Source organism: Bradyrhizobium sp. USDA 4011, assembly GCF_054063415.1.
Genome location: NZ_JBSSGG010000001.1, coordinates 6,136,731 through 6,156,922 on the forward strand (window position 1 = coordinate 6,136,731; position 20,192 = coordinate 6,156,922).

Annotated in this window: 18 protein-coding genes and 5 pseudogenes; 12 read left to right on the plus strand and 11 right to left on the minus strand. The window is 60.4% G+C overall.

Annotated elements, in window-relative coordinates:
- The first annotated feature begins 11 nt into the window (after positions 1 to 11).
- Entirely contained in the window at positions 12 to 1,619 is a 1,608-nt protein-coding gene (locus tag ACVW1C_RS28980) for an MFS transporter (RefSeq protein WP_456761250.1), read from the plus strand.
- A gap of 87 nt (positions 1,620 to 1,706) precedes the next feature.
- Here ACVW1C_RS28980 and ACVW1C_RS28985 read toward each other — a convergent pair whose 3' ends face one another.
- Positions 1,707 to 2,147, minus strand: a complete 441-nt coding sequence (locus ACVW1C_RS28985; protein ID WP_456761251.1) for a hypothetical protein — start codon at positions 2,145 to 2,147, stop codon at positions 1,707 to 1,709.
- 87 nt (positions 2,148 to 2,234) lie between these two features.
- On the opposite strand from ACVW1C_RS28985, the gene ACVW1C_RS28990 reads away from it, so the two are divergent.
- Both ACVW1C_RS28990 and ACVW1C_RS28995 read left to right on the plus strand, forming a co-directional pair.
- A complete protein-coding gene (locus ACVW1C_RS28990) occupies positions 2,235 to 2,576 on the plus strand; it encodes an aspartate racemase/maleate isomerase family protein (protein WP_456761252.1) in 342 nt (113 codons plus the stop codon).
- 304 nt (positions 2,577 to 2,880) lie between these two features.
- Positions 2,881 to 3,942: a polyamine ABC transporter substrate-binding protein gene (locus ACVW1C_RS28995; protein ID WP_456761253.1), complete on the plus strand. Its 1,062-nt coding sequence runs from the start codon at positions 2,881 to 2,883 to the stop codon at positions 3,940 to 3,942.
- A gap of 388 nt (positions 3,943 to 4,330) precedes the next feature.
- Here ACVW1C_RS28995 and ACVW1C_RS29000 read toward each other — a convergent pair.
- Positions 4,331 to 4,474, minus strand: a pseudogene (locus ACVW1C_RS29000) (transposase domain-containing protein); the annotation flags it as partial.
- A gap of 266 nt (positions 4,475 to 4,740) precedes the next feature.
- Here ACVW1C_RS29000 and ACVW1C_RS29005 point away from each other — a divergent pair.
- Genes ACVW1C_RS29005 through ACVW1C_RS29015 form a run of 3 tightly spaced genes read left to right on the plus strand, consistent with a single transcriptional unit; the run spans position 4,741 to position 7,762 of the window.
- A complete protein-coding gene (locus ACVW1C_RS29005) occupies positions 4,741 to 5,841 on the plus strand; it encodes a tyrosine-type recombinase/integrase (RefSeq protein WP_456761254.1) in 1,101 nt (366 codons plus the stop codon).
- A complete protein-coding gene (locus ACVW1C_RS29010) occupies positions 5,838 to 6,764 on the plus strand; it encodes a tyrosine-type recombinase/integrase (protein ID WP_456761255.1) in 927 nt (308 codons plus the stop codon). The genes ACVW1C_RS29005 and ACVW1C_RS29010 overlap by 4 nt, the downstream gene beginning before the upstream one ends.
- Positions 6,761 to 7,762 carry a tyrosine-type recombinase/integrase gene (locus ACVW1C_RS29015; protein ID WP_456761256.1) on the plus strand — a complete coding sequence of 334 codons (1,002 nt, stop codon included), beginning with the start codon at positions 6,761 to 6,763 and terminating at the stop codon, positions 7,760 to 7,762. The genes ACVW1C_RS29010 and ACVW1C_RS29015 overlap by 4 nt, the downstream gene beginning before the upstream one ends.
- 142 nt (positions 7,763 to 7,904) lie before the next feature.
- Here the strand turns inward: ACVW1C_RS29015 and tnpC (ACVW1C_RS29020) are convergent.
- Positions 7,905 to 8,528, minus strand: a pseudogene (tnpC, locus tag ACVW1C_RS29020) (IS66 family transposase); the annotation flags it as partial.
- Between the two features lie 466 nt (positions 8,529 to 8,994).
- Here tnpC (ACVW1C_RS29020) and ACVW1C_RS29025 point away from each other — a divergent pair.
- From ACVW1C_RS29025 to tnpC (ACVW1C_RS29040), 4 genes are read left to right on the plus strand one after another with little or no spacing between them, the layout of a single operon-like run.
- Positions 8,995 to 9,582 (plus strand): transposase, encoded by a 588-nt coding sequence (locus ACVW1C_RS29025; RefSeq protein WP_456761257.1) that lies wholly within the window; start codon positions 8,995 to 8,997, stop codon positions 9,580 to 9,582.
- A 54-nt stretch (positions 9,583 to 9,636) separates the two neighbouring features.
- A complete protein-coding gene (locus tag ACVW1C_RS29030) occupies positions 9,637 to 9,945 on the plus strand; it encodes a transposase (RefSeq protein ID WP_456761258.1) in 309 nt (102 codons plus the stop codon).
- Positions 9,942 to 10,298, plus strand: coding sequence for an IS66 family insertion sequence element accessory protein TnpB (gene tnpB / locus ACVW1C_RS29035; RefSeq protein ID WP_018273742.1), 357 nt, complete (start codon positions 9,942 to 9,944; stop codon positions 10,296 to 10,298). Before ACVW1C_RS29030 ends, tnpB (ACVW1C_RS29035) begins: the two co-directional genes overlap by 4 nt.
- 50 nt (positions 10,299 to 10,348) lie before the next feature.
- Positions 10,349 to 11,830 (plus strand): IS66 family transposase, encoded by a 1,482-nt coding sequence (gene tnpC / locus ACVW1C_RS29040; protein ID WP_456761259.1) that lies wholly within the window; start codon positions 10,349 to 10,351, stop codon positions 11,828 to 11,830.
- Here tnpC (ACVW1C_RS29040) and ACVW1C_RS29045 read toward each other — a convergent pair.
- Together ACVW1C_RS29045 and ACVW1C_RS29050 are read right to left on the minus strand one after the other, a co-directional pair.
- Positions 11,736 to 13,814, minus strand: a complete 2,079-nt coding sequence (locus tag ACVW1C_RS29045) for a recombinase family protein (protein WP_456761260.1) — start codon at positions 13,812 to 13,814, stop codon at positions 11,736 to 11,738. The two genes, tnpC (ACVW1C_RS29040) and ACVW1C_RS29045, sit on opposite strands and share 95 nt — an antisense overlap.
- Positions 13,795 to 13,986, minus strand: coding sequence for a hypothetical protein (locus tag ACVW1C_RS29050; RefSeq protein WP_061876443.1), 192 nt, complete (start codon positions 13,984 to 13,986; stop codon positions 13,795 to 13,797). The genes ACVW1C_RS29045 and ACVW1C_RS29050 overlap by 20 nt, the downstream gene beginning before the upstream one ends.
- Before the next feature lie 309 nt (positions 13,987 to 14,295).
- Here ACVW1C_RS29050 and ACVW1C_RS29055 point away from each other — a divergent pair.
- Together ACVW1C_RS29055 and ACVW1C_RS29060 are read left to right on the plus strand one after the other, a co-directional pair.
- Positions 14,296 to 14,496, plus strand: a pseudogene (locus tag ACVW1C_RS29055) (transposase domain-containing protein); the annotation flags it as partial.
- Complete coding sequence (locus ACVW1C_RS29060) at positions 14,493 to 15,143, plus strand: UPF0149 family protein (protein WP_246230513.1); 651 nt, start codon at positions 14,493 to 14,495, stop codon at positions 15,141 to 15,143. The pseudogene ACVW1C_RS29055 and the gene ACVW1C_RS29060, both read left to right, overlap by 4 nt.
- Positions 15,144 to 15,518: 375 nt before the next feature.
- Here ACVW1C_RS29060 and tnpC (ACVW1C_RS29065) read toward each other — a convergent pair.
- The 6 genes and pseudogenes from tnpC (ACVW1C_RS29065) to ACVW1C_RS29090 form a co-directional block, all read right to left on the minus strand.
- Positions 15,519 to 16,295, minus strand: a pseudogene (gene tnpC, locus ACVW1C_RS29065) (IS66 family transposase); the annotation flags it as partial.
- Positions 16,296 to 16,416: 121 nt separating this feature from the next.
- Entirely contained in the window at positions 16,417 to 18,732 is a 2,316-nt protein-coding gene (locus tag ACVW1C_RS29070) for a recombinase family protein (protein WP_456761261.1), read from the minus strand.
- Entirely contained in the window at positions 18,710 to 18,901 is a 192-nt protein-coding gene (locus ACVW1C_RS29075) for a hypothetical protein (RefSeq protein ID WP_456761242.1), read from the minus strand. The genes ACVW1C_RS29070 and ACVW1C_RS29075 overlap by 23 nt, the downstream gene beginning before the upstream one ends.
- A 173-nt stretch (positions 18,902 to 19,074) precedes the next feature.
- The gene (gene tnpB, locus ACVW1C_RS29080) at positions 19,075 to 19,320 is read right to left on the minus strand and encodes an IS66 family insertion sequence element accessory protein TnpB (RefSeq protein WP_456761262.1); all 246 of its coding nucleotides are present in this window, start codon (positions 19,318 to 19,320) and stop codon (positions 19,075 to 19,077) included.
- Positions 19,272 to 19,799 carry an IS66-like element accessory protein TnpA gene (gene tnpA / locus ACVW1C_RS29085; RefSeq protein WP_456761263.1) on the minus strand — a complete coding sequence of 176 codons (528 nt, stop codon included), beginning with the start codon at positions 19,797 to 19,799 and terminating at the stop codon, positions 19,272 to 19,274. The genes tnpB (ACVW1C_RS29080) and tnpA overlap by 49 nt, the downstream gene beginning before the upstream one ends.
- A gap of 41 nt (positions 19,800 to 19,840) precedes the next feature.
- Positions 19,841 to 20,040, minus strand: a pseudogene (locus ACVW1C_RS29090) (transposase); the annotation flags it as partial.
- Positions 20,041 to 20,192 lie beyond the last annotated feature (152 nt).

Sequence of the window (20,192 nt, forward strand, 5' to 3'; positions counted from 1 at the left end):
CAGGAGTCGCGATGATCGATTCGACGCAACCATCCGGTTTCGGTGGCATCATCGCCCCATTGCGCTATCCGAGCTTTCGTCTCATCTGGTTAGCGAGCTTGCTCACAAATCTTGGCACTTTGATCCAAGGAGTTGGCGCGGCTTGGGCGATGACTCAGATGACGTCATCTGCGGATCGCGTTGCTCTGGTGCAGACGGCGCTCATGCTGCCCGTTATGCTAATATCTGTGCTGGCCGGCGCGATAGCTGACATGCATGACCGTCGTATCGTGGCGTTAATTGCACTCTCGATTGAGGCGTCGGGAGCAATTGCTTTGACTGTGCTCGACCTATATGGCCTTGCTACGCCAAATGTTCTGCTGGCGCTTTGCTTTGTCGTTGGTGTTGGCATGGCGTTAAGGTACCCGGCTTGGCAATCCTCAGTAGGCGAGCAGGTGTCGGCGGACGCGCTGCCGGCGGCTGTCGCCCTGAATAGCATCAGCTACAATATAGCCCGAAGCATGGGGCCGGCGATCGGCGGCATTTTGGTTGCTGCGGCGGGAGCAGTGGTTGCGTTCGCGGTTAACGCGCTACTCTATCTGCCGCTAATAGCCGCATTGATTGTGTGGAAGCGCGCTACCCAGCCTGCACGTCTGCCTCCCGAACAACTCAGCCGGGCGATCATTTCCGGCGTGCGCTACATCATGAATTCGCCATCGGTCAGAATCGTACTGAGCCGAGCACTGCTGACTGGCGTCATTAGCGGCGCGATAATCGCGCTGATGCCGCTAATGGTGCGCGATCTCTTGCACGGCGGTGCCAAGATGTATGGCATTATGCTCAGCGCGTTTGGACTCGGTGCTGTGCTCGGAGCTCTCGTTGTCGCGGAGGTGCGCAGGCGTATGAGTGGCGAGGCTGCAATTCGCGCTTGCGCCTTGTCTATGGGCGGGGCGATGGCGGCCGCGGCGCTGAGCCGCGAACCGGTTCTGACGGCGGCCGCCCTGCTGTTGGTGGGGACAGGGTGGACGATGACATGGCTGCTGTTTAATATTGGCGTGCAGCTCTCGTCGCCTCGCTGGGTGACGGGCCGATCCCTCGCGGCCTATCAGGCGGTCAGTTCGGGCGGGATTGCCCTCGGCAGCTGGGCGTGGGGACGTCTAACCGACAGCGCCGGCGTTGATACGGCTCTCCTCGTCGCGTCAGCCTTGTTGCTCCTCTCGCCCCTGCTCGGCCGTTGGCTGCCAATGCCGCGCATCACTGCGAAGGGCGAGGAGCCTGAGACGCTTGAAGATCTTAAGGTGCGGGTGGCTCTGACTGCCCGTAGCGGTCCGCTCGTGGTAGAGATCGAATATCGAATCCCTCAGGAGAATGCGCTCGCCTTCCACGTTCTTATGCAGGAGGTTCAGCTATCTCGAAAGCGCAATGGCGCCTATGGCTGGTCGATTGCTTGCGACATTGCTGATCCCGAGCTGTGGACCGAGCGTTATCATTGCCCAACGTGGCTTGACTATTTGCGGCAGCGCAGCCGCTCTACCCAAGCGGAGCGCGCACTTGATCGCCAGGCCACAGCTCTTCACGTCGGGCCGGTGCCCGTGCGCGTCCGACGTATGCTGGAGAGGCCATTCGGGTCGGTTCGGTGAAGCAAGAGACGCCGGCCCGACCCGCGAACGACGTCCAAACCGAACATGTCGCCACGGTTCCGAACATGTCCCACCTTCTGGTCTGCATCACAAACCGGGCTGAGGTTCGTCGCGGAAAGTGTGCCCTGGGCCTGCACATTTGGTTTCGGTTTGGGCTATTGAATCGAATTCGTTAGCGACCAAGCGAAGAAACCCGAAATTTCTCTCGATACATTGGTACCAGTCGTACCGAAATGAAGCGATTGGATCACACGCCTTCGAGCGCAGGCGAGGACCGTACGATTCGTGCAGACTTTGTGGGCCAATTACGAAGATTATCTGCCAACTTCGAATCTGCGAGTAGCGGAATGGCAGTCTCGCAAACACCACCTTGAGGCCAAGGAGATCAGTGATGCCGACCTCGTAGTTCCGGACCACTGCCGTTGCTTCACCAAGCTTGCGGAAGTAACGCGCAATGTTGAAGACCAAGGAGTCGTAGTTGTCGATGATGACAATCAAGACGCACCGGACGATTCCGCGCCAGAGCATCAAATATTCGCTGTGCCTTGGCGCTTGGCGCGCTCGGCTCGCAACATCGTATTTATTTCCTCCTATCCCTAAGGAATTGCTGAGACGATGATCGTGCAGATTGACGTAGCCGGACGTCAGGTCGTCGTAGCAGGGTCATTTCGTGACGTCGGTAGCCATATCGATGATTGTCCCTTCATATCCCTCGCGATCATTGAGCTTACGGTGAAGCGCGTGATCGATGGAGCGGACGTCGACGCCACGGTGATTTCTTGCACGGGAATGCGTGCAGCCTCGGTGGTCGACAGTATCGAGAAACACACGGGCAAGTATGTGATCACATCTAACCAAGCCCTGTGCTGGCGGCCCTGTGCTGGCATGCCCTGCGCCTTGCCGGTTACAACGATGCCGTGCTCGGATGGGGGCGACCTTTTGAGGTCGGCCTCTTGATTAACTCAGGTTGAAGGAGTCCTGACAGGCGAGTTTAACACTAACTGCTGGGGAATGAAGCGCCGTCAACTCGACACCAGCTAGAGCCAAAGGCATCGGGACGGCATTAGCCATCGTGAGTTAGATCTATTTCTATCTGGTTTTTCGAAACGTTAGCAGTTTCGATATGCCAGCTCGAGAGGCGCCGGAAGCACTCTGCAAAGGCGTTAGCGTCCGCTGCGGCTTCCCGCAGCTGCCGTCCTTCCAGCTTCTAACCGATGTCGGCGCTGCCGTGATCGACGCGACAACACAAGGAGAACTTCAGATGAACCGTGCTATCCATAGAGTCTCACGCCGCTCCTTTCTGGCTGGCGCAGCGGGTGTGATTTCGGCACCGATGCTCATTCAAGACTCTCGCGCTGCCGCCAAATCCGATACAGTGACGATGACTAACTCCGGCGGGGCTACTCAAGACGCACATATCAAGGCCGTCTACGATCCTTTCACAAAGGAAACCGGGATCAAGGTCAAGATCGTTCCCCTCATCCAACTCGACAAAGTCAAGGCCATGCAGTTAACGGGCAACGTCGACGTCGATATTGTTGTGAACACTGACGTCAGTATCGCCTCCGGATCCAAGCTAGGCTTTTGGGAAAAGCTCGATCCTGCCCTGTTCGACTTAAAGGATTTAAAGGTCCAACCGGCAGGCGACTACCTCACTTTTGAAGTCTGGGGCCTCGGCATAACGTGGAATCCGATGAAGTTCGGGGACGGAAAGCATCCGATAAAGCTTGCCGAGTATTTCGATGTGAATAGGTTTCCTGGACGCCGCGCCTTGCGCGCAACTGTTACGACGGGCACCCTGGAAATAGCGCTCCTCGCCGACGGGGTGGCGCCGAAGGATATCTATCCGCTGGATTTGGACCGCGCCTTCAAATCACTCTCCCGGGTCCGGTCACATCTCCTATGGTCAGCCACCACACCGCAGGACACTTCCTTGGTGCAGACCGGAGAAGTCGATTTTGGTGTTGCAGCCAACAACCGAGTTTTAGCGACGACTCGGCCGGGTGGTGGAACACCTTTGGCATTCTCCTCCGCGCAGAACATCACTGGCAACAATTCATTAGCAATTTTGAAGGGCGCCCCGAACAAGGAAAACGCGATGAAACTGCTTTCTTATTACATGCGTCCCGAGGTTCAGGCTAGGCTATTTGAGATTCTGGGCACGATTCCGGTCTCCAAGAAAGCCGCCACGATGTTGTCTCCCGAGATTCGTGAATGGCAGCCGGACCTGAATAACCCCAACAACGTGACGATGAGCAGCACATATTGGTCTGAGAACTACGAGATGGTAAATCGGCGTTTCCAGGAATGGAAGTCGACCTGAATCTGTAGCTGTCGTTATCCCGGGTTGGCCTTGGGCTCTCCTAATAGCGCTAGCGATTTCATTTCAAGGACCGTCCGGTGATCGTCGACGCCGCCGCCCTTGATGTGGGTGCTGCAGGTTCTGGAGAGTCGATGACCCAATCGCCTCGAGCGCACGGATCTAGATTGCGAACGGCTAGGATATCACCGAGACGCTGAAGGTGATGAAATCCTGGAACGTGATCAGCGAGTCCGGGAGAAGCTCAGCTGCCGGGACTGCGAAGCATCAGCTAAGCCCGCGCCATTCCACGTCATCGCCCGTGGTTAGGCCAGTCGCCGCTTATGGCGATGGGTACGCATCCGACCAGCACCCCGGTCAGGCGCGCCGGTCTGCGGGTCTGCGGTGGCGCTCAGGCGGCAGCCGCTCTGGACTGTTGGGTCGCCTTCCAATTCCACGGGAGCAGGTCGGGGACTCTGTTGACGGGGTGATCTGGAAGCCTGGCCAGCACGTCGGCGAGCCAGGCTTGCGGATCAACGTCGTTCATCTTGCAGGTTTATGCCGGCCGCCGAACTATGCCGAGTTGGGTCGTTTTCCCCAGATTTCTCGCTGACCGGCGTTTGGTCCGTTCGGCATAGTTCGTTCTGTGCCTCCGCTTTCAACAGCGGAGAACAGGAAGATGGAAGTTGAAGAGTACTTGGGCAGCACAGCCGGCTGTACCGGCGTCTCAGAAGCGGGCCGCACGGACAACTCGTCGAGCGCTACGCCGCTCGTCTCGTCGAAGAGAGGCTCGTTCGGCATGGCGCGTGGCGTTGCCTCAACGTGGTCAGCGGGCTCCTGAGTTGGATCGCCGGCCGTCGCTACAAGCTGGTCGATCTCGATGAACAGGTCGTTGAGCGGTACCTCCGACATCGAGGCGGGAGGCAGTCTATCCAACCCGGCGACCGAGCCGCGCTCAAGCGATGGCTGTCGGTGCTGCGCGCGGAAGGCGCGATCGCGCCGTTGGTGCTACTGCCTCTCACCCCGCACAAACGGATCTTCAAGGAGTTCGATGCCTACCTACGATCAGAGCGCGGCTTGGCCCCGAGGTCCATCGTCCGCCATCTCCCGGTCATCCGCAGGTTCCTGCACGAGGTGTGCCCCGGTGGCGCCGCCGCCCTCTGCAAGATCAGCCAAGAAGACGTGATCCGCTACATTGAGCGCCACGCCCAGGATTGGAGCCCGGGAACAGGCAAGGCGATGCGCTGGTCGTTGCGCGCCTTTCTTCGTTACCTCCACCATCGGGGGCTGAATGCGCGCCCGTTGGCGGATTGCGTTCCATCGATGCGGCGATGGAAGCTCGCAACTCTGCCGACCTATCTGCCTGCTGCACAGGTGCGGAAGGCTCTCGACGGTTGCGACCGAGAGACGGTGATGGGACGGCGGGACTACGCCATTCTGTTGTTGCTGGCCAAGCTCGGCCTGCGGGCCGACGAGGTCGCGACGCTCACCCTTGATGATATCGACTGGCGCGCCAGCGAGATACTCGTTCGCGCCAAGGGCCGACAGCGTGCACGGATGCCGATACCGCCAGACGTTGGCGCGGCCATCGTTGCATATCTCCGCAATGGCCGCCCAAAGTCGTCGTGCCGACGGTTGTTCGTCCGTACGCTCGCGTCACACGTCGGCTTTGCTTCCGGATGTGCGATCACCATGATCGCCAAGGCCGCTCTCGATCGCGTTGGAATCGAAGGTTGCGCACATCGCGGCGCCCATATCTTCCGACACAGTCTCGCTACCGAGCTTCTCCGATCTGGCGCGACCTTGTCGGAGATCGGACAGTTGCTGCGGCACGAGAACCACGACACTACCCGGATTTACGCGAAGGTCGACATCGATGCGCTGAGAACATTGAGCCTGCCCTGGCCGGGAGGCGTGCAATGACCAATCTGCGCGCCGCACTCGATAAGTACCTGAGCATGCGCAAGGGGTTTGGATACAAGTACGAGCACCAGACCCGTCGGCTCGCCGACTTCGTCGCCTTCATGGAGAAGCGCAAGGCCAGGAGCATCACGACGAAGCTGGCCATGGAATGGGCAACGCTGCCGCCTGATCGTCATGCATCCTGGGCGCTGCGATTGAGCGGCGTGCGCGGGTTCGCGCGCCATGTCGCCAACTTCGACCCGAGAACGGAGGTGCCGCCCGTCGGCATGCTGCCCGGATGGAAGCGCGCCAAGCCCTATGTTTACAGCGACGCGGAGATCGATGCGTTGCTGACGGCAGCGCTGGCTCTGCCACCAGCGGACGGGCTGCGCCGATGGACCTACCATGCCTTGTTCGGGCTGATCGCGGTGACGGGCAAGCGTATATCCGAGGCGATGGGCCTGGAGCGTGATGACGTCGACCTCGACGCCGGCGTGCTGACGGTCCGGCTGACCAAGTTCGGCAAGTCGCGGCTCGTGCCATTGCATCCGACGACGAGAATCGCGTTGCGCGACTACGCCCACCGGCGCGACGCGATGCTCGGATCACGCTGCGGCTCGACCTTCTTCGTTGCCGAACAGGGAGGCCGCTTGCTGCACCAGTACGTTCATCGCGTCTTCTGGCGATTGTCCCGAGAGATCGGGCTGCGGCGCCCAGGTGATCGTACCGGGCCACGCGTGCATGACTTCCGTCATCGCTTCGCCATCCGGACGCTGCTCAACTGGTATCGCGAAGGCAAGGACGTCGAGCAACAACTCCCAGTACTATCCACTTACCTCGGCCACGCCTGCGTGCGCGACACTTACTGGTATCTCTCGGCCTGCCCCGAGTTGATGGAAGAAGCCGCGCGGCGTCTCGATCGGCGATGGGAGGTGACGCCATGAAGCCCGCCTGCAATGTCGCCACGTTGATCGAGCGCTTCTTCACCGAGCACCTCATGCGCCAGCGCAATGTTAGCGGCAACACGATCGCCTCCTACAGAGACACGTTCCGGCTGCTGTTCATGTTCGCTCAGGTGCAGCTGCGGAAGTCCCCATCGGCCCTGACGCTCGCCGATCTGGATGCAACGTTCATCGGCGCGTTCCTCACCGATCTCGAGGTAACGCGCGGCGCCAGTGCGAAGACGCGTAACCTGCGTCTGACGGCCATCCGTTCCTTCTTCAGGTTCGTGTCCTTCGAGGAACCGGCACACAGTGCGCTGATCCAGCGCGTGCTCGCCATACCGAGCAAGCGTCACGACAAGCGACAGGTGCACTTCCTGACGCGCCCCGAGATCGAGGCGGTTCTCGCCGCGCCCGATCGAACGACGTGGCTTGGCCGCCGCGATCACACCTTGCTGCTGGTCGCGGCCCAGACGGGCTTACGCGTCTCAGAGCTGACTGGCCTTGACCGGGATGCCGTCCACCTCGGGTCTGGCGCACACGTGCGATGCGTCGGTAAAGGGCGGAAGGAGCGGACCACTCCGCTGACCACACTCGCTCGGTGTGCGCTCCAGGCATGGCTCAAGGAACCGTTGCGGAAAGGAGCAACAGCGTTGTTCCCGAACGTGCACGGGGGCCGGCTCAGTGCCGACAGCGTCCAGTCCCTGCTGGGAAAGCATGTTCGTGTCGCTCACAAGAGTTGCCCGTCTTTGAAGGCCAAGAGCGTGTCGCCGCACGTGCTGAGGCACAGCGCTGCGATGGAACTGCTGCAAGCCGGCGTCGACTGTTCTGTGATCGCGCTGTGGCTCGGTCATGAATCGGTCGAGACGACGCAGACGTACCTGCCCGCCCACCTCGCCCTCAAGGAAGCTGCCCTGGCGAAGCTCAAGCCTTACGAGCGCGGCAAGCGAACCCGCTTCCAGCCGAACGACCGCCTGCTCGCCTTTCTGGAGGCGCTCTGAACGCCAGACTATGCCGAATGGAGTGGGGCTGCCGCGCACGCAATCGACGCGTGCCAGCGTGACAACGGCGCGCCATACCAAACCCGTTCGGCATAGTTCGGCGGCCGGCATAAACGGCACTATGCCGAGCGCGGCATAGGCAGGTTTCGATCAAAGTATAGATGGCGGCGGCGCGATGTCCGCCAGCGTCTGAACCGGCGAATGTCCAATTTCGTCTTCCGACGGCCACACCGCGTAACGCGCGTTCGGCAGCGTTGTTCGAGAGGCAGATGCGGCCGTCGTCCAGGAAGCGCGTGAACGCCGCCCAGCGATTGAGCAGGTAGTTAATCGCCTTTGCGGTATCATTGCCTGAGGAGAGCAAGGTCCGCTGCTGGCGCATCCAGATCTCGAGATCAGCAACGATTGGTGCAGACTTCTCTCGACGTACCGCAAGCCGCTGTTCTGGCGTTTTGCCGTTGATGGTGCGCTCGATCTCGAACAGGATATCGATGCGTCGCACGGCCTCGCTGGCAATCGGCGCCTCTCCAGATTTCGCCAGGTCGAAGAACTTTCTGCGGCCGTAGCTCCAACAGGCCGCTTCAAGGATCGGAGCTGGCTTCCTTTGGGCCTTGTAGAGCTGATTATACCCATCGAAGGCATCGGCCTGCATGAGGCCGACATAGCCGGCAAGATGGCTTTGCGGATGGTCTCCAGCCCGGTTGCGTGAGTAGTAGAACAGGGCCGCCGGCGGATCCGTGCCGCCAAATGGCCGGTCATCGCGAACATAATGAGATGGACGGTCCCCGCCCTGATAAGCTCGAAAGAGCACCCAGAAGGAGGACAAGCTATGGCTATGATGACAATTGGGCTCGATATCTCGAAGAGCTGGTTTCAAATCCATTGGATTACGGCGGATGGAGAAATCGTCCGCAAGAAGCTCGCCCGCGGGAAGGGTCTCGATTTCTTTTCACGGCTTCCAAGTTGTCTCGTTGGTCTTTAGGCTTGCGGCAGCGCACATCATTGGGCTCGTGAACTGATGAAGCTTGGACACAAAGCACGTCTTATGCCGGCCCGCTACGTACGAGCCTACGTGAAGACAAACAAGCATGATGCTGCTGATGCGGAGGCGTGCTGGGAGGCCGTCCAACGACCTGGCATGCGCTTTGTCCCTGTAAAAACCGTATGCTCTGCGCGGTCATTTGGGCGAGTTAGGGATCGTGACCGGAAAGGGAAAAGCAAACGCGAGAGAGCTCATGGCACTCGTGGACGTTGACGAGCGTATTCCACAGAGCGCGCGTAGCGCCCTTTCAATCCTTGTCGATCAGATCGAAGACCTTGAGCTACACATTGAAAGCTACGAAAAGATGATCCTTGCAACTGCCAAAGACAATGAAGTCTGTCGGCGTCTCATGAAGGTGGCGGGCATCGGCCCATTTGCCGCCACTGCCCTAGCGGCGTCTGTCGACCATCCACAACAGTTCGCGTCGGCAAGGCATTTCGCTGCCTGGCTTGGACTAGTACCAAAGCAGCATTCGACCGGGGGAGAAGAGCGGTTGGGTGGTATCAGCAAGCGCGGCGACGGCTACATTCGTAAGTTGCTGATACATGGCGCCCGAGCGGCCGTTCATCGCGTCCGTATCCATCAGGTCCCCAATACTTGGATAAGAGAGCTGCTCGACAGGCGTCCCTTCGATAGCGGTACGACGACCCCACCTCGTTTAGGTGGACGGGATGAGCGAGACTCGCGCGTGGATTTGACAACGCGAGGGACGCTCGTTCCATGCATCAAGACAGACATCAAGACAGGCATGATGCCGCCTCCTATCAGCGGATCGAGGTGATCACAGGGGAGAGGCGACGGCGCAGTTGGAGCGATGCGGAGAAAGGCGCGGATCGTGGTCGAGAGCGCCGATCCGGAGACGAGCATTTCCGAGGTGGCTCGACGCAATGGGGTGAACCGGGGACTGCTCAGTGTGTGGCGGCGCCAGGCGCGGCTCGCGTCGAGCGAAGCGCCGCAGTTCGTGCAAGTCAGGCTCGACGCCGCCGTCGAGGCGCAGCCGAACGCGATCGATAAGGCGCATGTTCTGACGGATCCGGCCGAGCGGATCGAGGTGATGATCGCGGGCGCGACGGTGCGCGTACCCGTCGGCGTCGACGCCGCGACGCTGGAGCGCGTGCTGGCGGCGGTGAGATCGACGCGATGATCTCTTTCGGTCCAATGGTCCGTGTGTTCGTCGCGACGCAGCCGATTGACTTTCGTAAAGGCGTTCATGGCCTTGTCGCACTGGTAGCGGAGGGATTAGGCGGCAAGCCCTACAGCGGTGACGTTTATGTCTTCCGATCGAAGCGATCGGATCGTTTGAAGCTACTGGTTTTTGACGGCTCGGGAATGGTTCTAGCGACGAAGTGGCTGGAGAATGGGGGCTTCGCCTGGCCACCTGTTCGCGAGGGTACGATGCCGGTGACGGGGGCGCAACTGGCGATGCTGATTGAAGGTCTTGCGGAGTGGTCGCGTGTGGTCCCGAAGGTGACGAAGCGGCCGACGAAGGTTGCCTGAAGCGTCTTGTTTTGCTGGCGATTGCGAGTGTGTTCGTGTAGCTCTGCGATATGGCGCTTCGCCCCGAAGATCTCCCCTCTGACCCTGCGGCTCTTGCCGAGACGGTGCTGGCTTTCGAAGGCGAGAACGATGATCTGCGCGCAGAGATCGCCACGTTGAAGAGCCTGATCTTCGGCGCACGATCGGAGCGCTCGGCGATCGTCTGCGCCGAGCAGATCGCGTTTGATCTGGAACGGACCGCCGGCTCACAGCTCCCGGCCAATGACGACAAACCGGACGCGCCGCGGCCGGAGCGGCGCAAAGCGAAGCGCAACATCGGCGCGCTGCCGGCGCATCTGCCCCGGGTCGAGCGGGTGATCGAGCCGGCGTCCACGCTGTGCCCGTGCTGCACGGGTCAGATGCATCGGATCGGCGAGGAGAGCAGCGAAGCGCTCGATCGGGTTCCCGCGTGGCTGCGTGTGCTCCGCACGATCCGTCCAAAATACGCCTGCCGCTCCTGTGAGGGCCCGATTGTCCAGGCCCCGGCACCGGCGCGGCTCGTCGAGGGCGGCATGGCAACGACGGCTCTGATCGCGCATATCGCCGCGGCCAAATATGCCTGGCAATCGACGCTCTACCGCCAGACGCAGATCCTGGCGGGTCAGGGTGTCGTCGTCGACCGTCAGACGCTGGCGCGCTGGATGGGGAGCGCGGCGTGGCTGGTCAGGGGCCTCTACGATCTGCAACTGAAGACTATGCACGGCTTCGAGCGGCTGTTCTGCGACGAGACGCCGATGCCAGTGCTCGATCCAGGACGCGGCCGCACGAGGATCTGCCAGTTCTGGGCGCACGCGACGGACGATCGGGCGTGGAAGGGGCCGGCGCCGCCGGCGGTCGCCTACGTGTTCGCAGGTGGTCGCGGCAAGAAGGAGATCGTGGCGCAGTTGGCCGGCTTCGAAGGCGTGCTGCAAGTCGACGGCTATGCCGCCTACGCCTCGCTGGCGGGCGATGCGAAGATGTCGGGCCAGATCCAGCTGGCGTATTGTCTCGTTCACGCGCGCCGCAACTTCGTGAGGGTGCACAAGACGACGAACTCACCCTTCGCCGCGGAGGTCATCGAGCGCATTGCGGCCGTCTACGCGATCGAGGAGAGGATCCGCGGTCTCGACGCTGGGGAACGCCGCGCGACGCGACAGGCCGAGACGAAGCCGCTGATGGAGGCATTGAGGGCCCGTCTGATCGCGGTGAAGGACGGGATCTCCCGCCGCTCGACGCTCATCACGATCGACTACATGCTCGAACGCTGGCAGGGCCTGACGGCGTTCCTGGATGACGGGCGGCTTGAGCCGGACACCAACACGGTCGAGCGATCGATCAGGCCAATTGCGATCGGAAAAAAGAACTCGTTGTTCAGTGGTGACGACGACGGCGCTTCATACTGCCCATCTGTCTATCCTCTTATAACTCAAGGCATTTCTGGTTGGCGTCGCAAGACGGCGGACTGCGGCGCGATCGCCTGCGAGAGGCATCCTGGCGCACGTCCGGTCGCGTGAGATCAGATTGTTTGATGATCCATGTCGAGCCCTTGTATAAATGCTCCGCAGGCAATCGTCCCTCGATGATCATGCGACGTATGGTTGATGGACTGACGTCGAGCATCTCCGCTGCTTCGATTAACGAGAGCTCACCTCGATCCTGGCGTTCCCCCTCACGATAACCGGCGATCTCGCGGGCTCTGCGCAACGAACAAATGCCGGTCCTCGTCCAGGACGCCCCGTGCGGGGTTGTTTTTCCGGAGCGATTGAGCAAGGCGGCGATCGCGTAGTCAGGCATTTGACGTGCGAGCGCGCGCACAAGATCAACTGCCTCAGTGTCGGTCGTCCAACGCGTCACGCCGACACGGTTCTTCTTAACCTTCAAGCGGGTGTGATCGCCACCTTGCCAATGGATGACGAGGTCAAGATGCTCATTGTCTTGATCCACGTCGACAACGATTTCCGACAGCACTGTACGCAAGATCTTCTTTTTGGTCTCCGACGTAACGCCGGGGCGTTGCCAGGCTCTATTCAGATCGTCCCCGAGCTTAAGCATCGCTTCGCGATCGCCGGCGCAGAGTCCAGGAGAAGGCGAGCTGGTCAAGCCCTCGATTTCTCGCTCAATCGTACGTACAGCTTGGATGCGCTCGTTCCAGCGACGCTCAAGTTCACCAGCGACGTGACGATTGTCGGGGTCGACCACGTCGTATTGGCGATACGCCCGGCTCGCTTCGTACTGCGCCTGTTCGAGAGACCTTTGGAGCTGACGCAATTTTTCCGACTGTTTGGCGCCCTGAGTTTTCATTGCATTTAGCGCAGCCTCAACGCCAAGCGGTTGAAGCCGCTCCAGCACCTCTCGCGCCACCATCCGATCGAGGCGCATTCCACCGAAGCCAAGACAGGCTGCGACTGCCGCCTTGTTGAAGTCTCCGCGGCAGACATATCTCTGCGTGTCGCCGCCTCTCCCGGAATACTGAACGTATAACCGGCGACCACATCGCGCGCAGCGCAGAAGCCCAGGGAGAAGTGCTTCGCCGCGTCGGACGGCTCCTCGACCCAGATAGCTCTTGCCGTTGGCATTGTTCGCAATGAGGCGCTGGTTTCGAACAAACTCATCCCAGGAGATATAGCCCGCGTGATGTTCACGGATCAGCACGTCCCAGGCCTTCCAATCGCGCTGGGGATTTCGCTTCACCTTCTTCCGGCCGTTCTCAATCGTCGTCCGGACACCCCGTCGTCCGAACGCGTACGCCCCGGCATAAACAGGGTTGGTGAGCATGTGATTCAACGTCGTGTAGCTTGGTGTACGCCATTCGATTTTCGGATCGTTCGAACCTCCAATGGCGAACGGTAGCGCGATCTTCTCCTGGATCAACCAGAGCAAGACCTGCCGGATCGATTGCAGCTCCACAAACTTCCTGAAGACGAGATCCAGCGCCTCGCAGACACGTACGTCCGGGTTTTTCTCGATTCGGTCATCTTTCGTTTTCACGTACCCGACGGCAACCGTTGTGAAGTGCTCGCCGCGCCGAGCCTTTTGTTTGACGGCTTCAACTGATCGCTGTCGAATGACGCTGAGCTCCAGCTCGCTCATCGTTCCCTTCATCCCCAAGAGCAATCGATCGTTGATCGACCGCGAATCATAGACGCCATCTTCATCGATAATGAGCGTGCCGACCAAGCCGCAAAACTCCAACAACGTGTGCCAGTCTCGACCGTTTCGAGCGAGGCGGGAAGCCTCGATCGAAAACACTGCGCCGACGCGCCCCTCGCAGATTAACGCCAACAACCGCTCAAATCCACGTCTTGCAACGCCGCCACCAGACTTGCCGAGGTCATCGTCAATAACCTCGACTTCGCTCCAGCCGAGTGCACGGGCGCGAGCATCAAGGCCGTATTGCCTGCGTTGGCTCTCCAGGTTGTGGACAACCTGATCGACCGATGACTGTCGAACGTAAACCACGGCACTACGCGCCAGGTGATCAGCGGAGATCTTCGTCATGACCCGCCTCCTGACCTGACTGGGCTGGCGCGGCGGGCGCCTTTGCGACAGCTTCGTTTAGCAGAAGCGACAGCAACTTTGCGGCCTCGGCTTGCACCACCTGAGGCAGATGCTCCGCTCGCGCCGTCGCGAACAGATCCGGTTGCCGCCTCTTTTGCATCGTCTTGGACATGGGTTCCTCCCTCGACGGGAGGCGATTCCTCCCAACGCGAGGCTACGAGGACGTCAACGTACGTGCGAAGCTCAAGAAGTCGGTCCACCGGGAGAAATGGATCTGTTACAATTTTAGCCGACGCTGCTTCGGGCTCGGTCATCCATGCCGGCAGAAGATGGAGACGGCCGTTCTCGCGGCGAACCGTGAAGTGGCGATGGCCATCGTGGATTTGTTCGCCGAGCACGACTAGGTCTCGGCCGGCGTCAGGATGGAATGGATATGTTACTCGAACTTCGTTGCCCGAAATCCCTGCATTATGCAGCCCCTTCGGAAGGCGGGGGCGAGACCTGGGCGATACTCGCTTCGCTTCTTAACACAGCGAAATTGAATGGCCTCGACCCCGAGGCGTATCTCGTCGACGTTCTCGATCGCATGGTGAGCGGCGCCACGAAGACCAACCAGCTTCACGAACTTCTGGCCTGGAACTGGAAGGCCGCACGCGAAGCCGAAAAGCGGGCCGTGGCATGACGAAGCCGAAGCAAGGGCGGGGAACGCGAAAAGCACGCAAGACGACGATGGCGGACTATGCCATGTCGTTCGAACGGCTCGGGCAATGGATCAGCAAGCGCGCCAGGTCGCCGACGCTTCGGCATCCGCGGGCGACGTCGCTCTCCATGCTCGACGGCGCGGTGGCCGCGGTCGTCGCCGGGCCGGTCTCGATGGCGTCCGAGGAATGGGTGTGCCCGCTCCTCGGCGTAGATCCCGACGCCTTCAATCACGACACCGAGGAGTTCTCGGCAATCGCCGCCACGCTGATGCGCCACAACGCAATCAGCGAGACGCTGTCGACGAGACCGGAGAGCTTCGAGCCGCTGTTCGTGCGATCACCGGACGGCGAAGTCGACCCGCAGCCCTGGTGCATGGGCTTCTACGCCGTCATGAAGCTTCGGCTTCTCGTCTGGTCGCGGCTTCTCTCCCCGAACGGAACCGAACACCTTATGCTGCGGCCGATCTTGGTCCATTGCATCGACGACGCCGGTCGGCCCTTGCTGCCCCCGGCCCGGCGCACGCTGGGAACGCAGCCCATCGTCCAAAACGCCTGGCGCAACATTCCAGCAACCGTCGAGGCCCTCCGGCAGTTCTGGATGCCTATACGCTTCAAGCGCGGTGCGTAGGCCGTCCGCACCAAGTCCGTGGCTCCGTGGGCCTCTCGTACCGTTTACGTCCCTTCAATGTCGTGACGGTAGCGCTTGCTCACAAAACTGCACGGATCGCTTGGGCTATCATGGCCAATGGTGAAGAGTACCGCCCGCAAGTATAAATCGGGCGTGGTTCCGTTTGCGAGGGCAAGAGCAGAGTGATGGCAACCGGTCGGACCGGGGTCGGCTAAGCCCGTTGGACCTATCGAGCTTCAGAGCTCGCCAACGTAATTGGGCGCCGATCCGCGGATCTCATCAAGGCTCGTGGCATTGCCATAAAGCCGGATAGATAGCTGCAAACGATCGTTAGCCGAAACAAAGCAAATGGCCTTGCAAGGCGGGGACCGTCCATAGATAGGTCCAGATCCGGCCGGTAACCGTCTTGAGCTTGGCCAGCACCGGCACCGTCGTATCGTCGGCGTGGATGCGTTCCGCGCTCATGACGTGGATCCGGATCGCCTCAATAATGGGATCGAGTGCTACCACGCAGGCGCCGACCCGATCCGCCAGGGTCGAGACGTCGATCTCGATCCCTTCGCGGGCATAGGTCTTGCTCTGCCGGTTCAACGGCTGATGCAGCAGGAACTTGTTGACCAGCACCATCGCCAGCAGGCTCGGCCCGGCGAAGCCCCGCGGGATCGGATGGGAGGGCGCCGGCGCCTCTGTGATCGCCTCGCAATCTCGGCAGGAGAACTTTTCGCGGACATGCTCGATAATCTTCCAGCGCCGCGGCTCGCATTCCAGGGTCTTCGATACCACCTCGCCGAGCTTGTGCAGCCGTTCACTGCCGCACTTACCACACGCGCAAGGCATGGGTTCGACGATACGTTCGACCGGCAGGTTATCCGGTAGGGGGCGTCGCGGCGGCCTTGGATTTTGCGTGCGATTCTGTTTGGCGGCTTCCGGCGCCGCGAACTCGGCTTTGGTTTCCTGCTCCGCCTGCGTCTCTTCAAGATCCTCGATGGCGAGTTCGAACTGCTCGACCAGCAGCTTGCCGCGTTCAGAAGATTGCCCGAACTGCTCGCGCCGTGCCTTGGCCAGCATCAGCTTCAGCCGCTCGATTTCCAGCCGGCCGACGGTCACTTCGCTCTTCGCCAGCCTCAGCTGTTCGCGCTGCGCAATGATCATCGCATGCGCAGCGGCAAGGTCGGCGGGAAGCGCATCGGTGGGGGTCGTCACGAGGACGAATCAAGCATATTCGCCGCAAAAAATCCCGCTGGATTCCTGCCGTGAGTCAAAGAGCCACAGCTTAACCGGAAGCCTGTGGACGCCAGGTTGCCTGCGGCATCCGCCAGTCAATTCCGGACAGGAGATAGGATAGTTGCGCAACGCTGATCGTCACAACGCCGTCCGCCAGTGATGGCCACAAAAAGCGGCCTCGCTCCAACCGCTTCGTGAACAGACACGCGCCCTGGCCATCATGCCAAATGATCTTGATCAGGTCGCTACAGCTCGTTTCATTGTACGTCCCTTTGTCAGATTCCGGTAGGCGGATCATCCTATCATATTGATAATCAATGTAGTTTTTCGGCCGGCGTTCAATCACGCGCTGCACCGCTATGCGTACTGTTTCCGAGCTCAGCGCGTCGACAGGAACCAACCATTGCGAGCCCTTGATTGCTTGTGTGGCCGGCAAGATGCCCTTCAGCACCAGGCTCTTTGCTGATCCGACGCAAATTCCGAAGTGTGCCGCAGCCTTCGCAAGGCTGATCATTTTGCCGTCGGATGATGCGGGATCATATTCAGGCAAGCCCAGGCGTTCGCGCATTTCCCGCACGCGAACAGTCGTCCAGGTCTCGCCGTCGCCGGTCTTGCAGCGCATCCGATTGAGCGACACGGCGAGCTCTCGATCAGGCCAATGACCAGCGAGTTTGCGAAGTGCGTCAACGGCAGTCGGTGCCATATCGCCCGGATATCGGCCCGTCTTAACGCGAGCAACACGAACCTCCGTGTGCCGGCCGCCGGTCCAGTGGATGAGCAGAACGGCCTCGTTGGTGTCCTCATCGAGATCGCAAACAATCTCTCGGACCACGATGTGAACCAGCCGCTGCTTGGTGCGTGTGTCCGTGGACGGTGCGTTCCACACCCGCGGCAGATCATACGCAAGTTGCAGAAGCAAGGCACGGTCGATCTTGGGACTTTCCGCCGATGCGGCGCGCAGCTCCTTGATCCGACCTTCAAGCTCGGCAACCCGCTCCAATGCGCCATTCCAGCGCGCCTCGAGTTCACGGGCAACGTGGCGCTTGGCCGGATCCACAAGCTCGTATCGGCGTGCGGCAAGAGACGCTTCGTAGCGTGCGACTTCAAGCTCCCGTTCGACGGCCGTGATGATCTCTTGTCTTGAGCGCTCAACCTGGTCGGACGCCAATATCGCTGCTTCAACAGCCCGATCGGAGACGGCCTCAAGGATTTGCAGCGCGACCGCACGATCGACCCGCACCCCGCCGATGCCGATACATAGGCCAGCGCCGACATGGGCGTCATCGCCGCGGCATTGATAACGATGGGCATTCCCCTTGGCCTGGCCGTAGAACACACGCATCATCCGCCCGCAATGGCCGCACCGCATCAATCCGGTCAGAAGTGCGCGTCCCCCGCGCGCCGATTTTCGCGAGCAGTTCTTCTTCATGTGGGCGTTTTCCAGCAGCAGCCTCTGATTGTCCTCATACTCCTGCCAGCTGACATAGCCGGGATGATTGTCGCGCAGGAGAACATTCCATTCCTCCCGCGGCTTTTTGAACCCGCTGACCTTGCGGGCGCGACCGTCCACGATCCGTGTCTTCTGAGCGATTCGGCCAAACGCATAGGCGCCAGCATAGAGCGGATTGTGCAGGATCTGCATCACCGTGTGATAGGCCGGCGCCTTCCAGCTGAGCTTGTAGATTTGAACGTTTTTTAGAACCACAGGCATTTTGATGTCGGCAGCACGCAGCCAAAGAAAGACCTGCCGGGCGCTACCGAGCTCGCGGAACTTCGTGAAGACGAGTCGAACCAATCCCGCCACATGTTCGTCGGGATCCATTTCGATCTTGCCGAGTTCACTCCAACAAAATCCAGGTGGAAGCATGAAGCGGTACTCGCCGCGCTTGGCCTTAGAGTCTCGAGCGGCGATTCCACGTTGGCGAAGCAGGCTCAGCTCATACTCCGACATCGTTCCCTTCAGTCCGAGAAGCAGGCGGTCGTTGACAAGCCGCGGATCATAGGCGCCGTCGGGATCAATGACCAACGCGCCCGCGAGGGCGCATAGGTCGATCAAGTGATGCCAGTCGCGTCCATTGCGCGCCAGCCGCGACGCCTCAATGCAATAAACGGCACCGACGTTACCCGAACAAACCATCGCCACAAGCCGCTCAAATCCGGGCCGTTGAGTGCTGCCAGAGCCTGAGCGGCCAAGATCATCGTCAATTACCGCCACCGACTTAAATCCGGCGGTTTCCGCGGCCTGCGCCAAGTCATATTGCCGCCGCTGGCTTTCGAGATTCCCCATAACTTGGGACATTGTCGATTGGCGAACATAGACGACGGCGGCGCGGTCGAGGTGATCACGTGTGATCTTGACACTCATGGTCACCTCCCGACATCTGAGCGGGTTCGACGCCAGCCGCTTCCAGCAACAGATCGGCGAGCGCCTCGATCAGACCTTTGGGATTGGCGCCCAGCGGGCTCTGGGGAATCCGAAGACGCAGATCCAGACCCAGTTGCATCGGCTCGCGATATCGGCTTTTTCTCCGCACGTCCTTTCTCCCTCTTCATAGAAGGACGGGATCGTGCGCCCGACGCCTGAGACGCGCCCAGAAGCTTCAGAACAGCAGCAAATTCGTTCAGCCCCTCAATACTGACCTGCGGCGGTCCTAGCGCCATGCCGGCGCAGTAGCTTTCGTCGAGCATCCAATTGGGAACTTCGCGGCTAAACCCACGCCGCTCCTCCGTGTAGATGCATTTCAGCTCCTTGCCGCGTCGGAACGGTGCCACCTGAAGCGTCCGCCCAAAAAGCGGATGCCACGGATATGCAATTGTCGCGCTTCGAAGACTGTATGCAGAATGTCGCGTGTTGGCCGCGGCGGCCTCTAAAAACGTAGAGATCGCCAGCGTGAGGGTCCCGTTTCAAACCCTCCTGAACCAGACGCGCAAGGCTAGGGAAGCCTCGGCGCATATCGGTATGGCCGGTCGCGAGCCAAACCCGTACATTGCCCGGTATGGCGATCGGCGCTCAAGCACCTCGAGGACCCGCGCCAGCGCCTCCGGATCGACGTGTGCATCCACCCGGATGCGTCGTCGGTTGCCAAGATCGATCTCGATCAATCCAGTACGCGCGGCTGCCACGGAGCGCACTCGGCCGTCACCCGCAGGCAAAAGCTTCGGAGTTTCCTCCACTTCCGTAGCGACGATCTGCACCGGCGCAAAGGAAGGTACAACCTGCTCTGATGTCCGTGCTTGTCGACGCCACGTAAACACCAGGCTGGCCGCTACTCCGTTGCGACGCGCAACCTCTGTCACCTTCGCGCCCGGCGCCAACGTCTCCTCGACAATCCGCGCCTTGTCATCCCGCGACCAGCGCCGCCGCCGCTCATGCAAACTCTCGAACGGATCACGCAGCTGGCCGATCTCTCTCAGATCGATGCTCTCATGCACTGGCACTTCAAAGCCTGAACGCCCTCAGCTTGGCGCTTACTCTTCAGCTTCGCGTTCTCTTCTTCGATCGCCTTCAGCCGCTTGGCTTGGGAGACAGTCCAAGCCGCCGGACTTGGCCTTCCAATTGTAGGTCGTCGCCTCGGTTCCCCTGTTTGTGAGCCTGGTGAGCTGTCGTCGCCCCAGCCTCGTACTCCTTCAGCACTGCGATAATGTGCTCTTCCGTGAACCTTGCTCGTTTCATCTGTCCGATCTTGTCTCGGCCGAATTCTAACTCCATCTGGAGGAAATACTCAGGGGCAGGCCAAACGGGGTCGAGAAGATTAAGCAACGCATCTGCGGGATCAAACCTGTGGTGAACCATCCGAATAGCGTACCTAGGTATGACGGCGCCGG

Coding starts and splice junctions, on each gene's coding strand:
- ACVW1C_RS29025 (WP_456761257.1), top strand. CDS start 8,995: ATGGCACTCGTGGACGTTGACGAGCGTATTCCACAGAGCGCGCGTAGC.
- ACVW1C_RS29010 (WP_456761255.1), top strand. CDS start 5,838: ATGACCAATCTGCGCGCCGCACTCGATAAGTACCTGAGCATGCGCAAG.
- tnpB (WP_456761262.1), bottom strand. CDS start 19,320: ATGCGCCGAGGCTTCCCTAGCCTTGCGCGTCTGGTTCAGGAGGGTTTG.
- tnpB (WP_018273742.1), top strand. CDS start 9,942: ATGATCTCTTTCGGTCCAATGGTCCGTGTGTTCGTCGCGACGCAGCCG.
- ACVW1C_RS29070 (WP_456761261.1), bottom strand. CDS start 18,732: ATGAGTGTCAAGATCACACGTGATCACCTCGACCGCGCCGCCGTCGTC.
- ACVW1C_RS29045 (WP_456761260.1), bottom strand. CDS start 13,814: ATGACGAAGATCTCCGCTGATCACCTGGCGCGTAGTGCCGTGGTTTAC.
- tnpC (WP_456761259.1), top strand. CDS start 10,349: ATGGCGCTTCGCCCCGAAGATCTCCCCTCTGACCCTGCGGCTCTTGCC.
- ACVW1C_RS28990 (WP_456761252.1), top strand. CDS start 2,235: ATGATCGTGCAGATTGACGTAGCCGGACGTCAGGTCGTCGTAGCAGGG.
- ACVW1C_RS29050 (WP_061876443.1), bottom strand. CDS start 13,986: ATGTCCAAGACGATGCAAAAGAGGCGGCAACCGGATCTGTTCGCGACG.
- ACVW1C_RS28980 (WP_456761250.1), top strand. CDS start 12: ATGATCGATTCGACGCAACCATCCGGTTTCGGTGGCATCATCGCCCCA.
- ACVW1C_RS29060 (WP_246230513.1), top strand. CDS start 14,493: ATGACGAAGCCGAAGCAAGGGCGGGGAACGCGAAAAGCACGCAAGACG.
- ACVW1C_RS28985 (WP_456761251.1), bottom strand. CDS start 2,147: ATGCTCTGGCGCGGAATCGTCCGGTGCGTCTTGATTGTCATCATCGAC.
- ACVW1C_RS28995 (WP_456761253.1), top strand. CDS start 2,881: ATGAACCGTGCTATCCATAGAGTCTCACGCCGCTCCTTTCTGGCTGGC.
- ACVW1C_RS29015 (WP_456761256.1), top strand. CDS start 6,761: ATGAAGCCCGCCTGCAATGTCGCCACGTTGATCGAGCGCTTCTTCACC.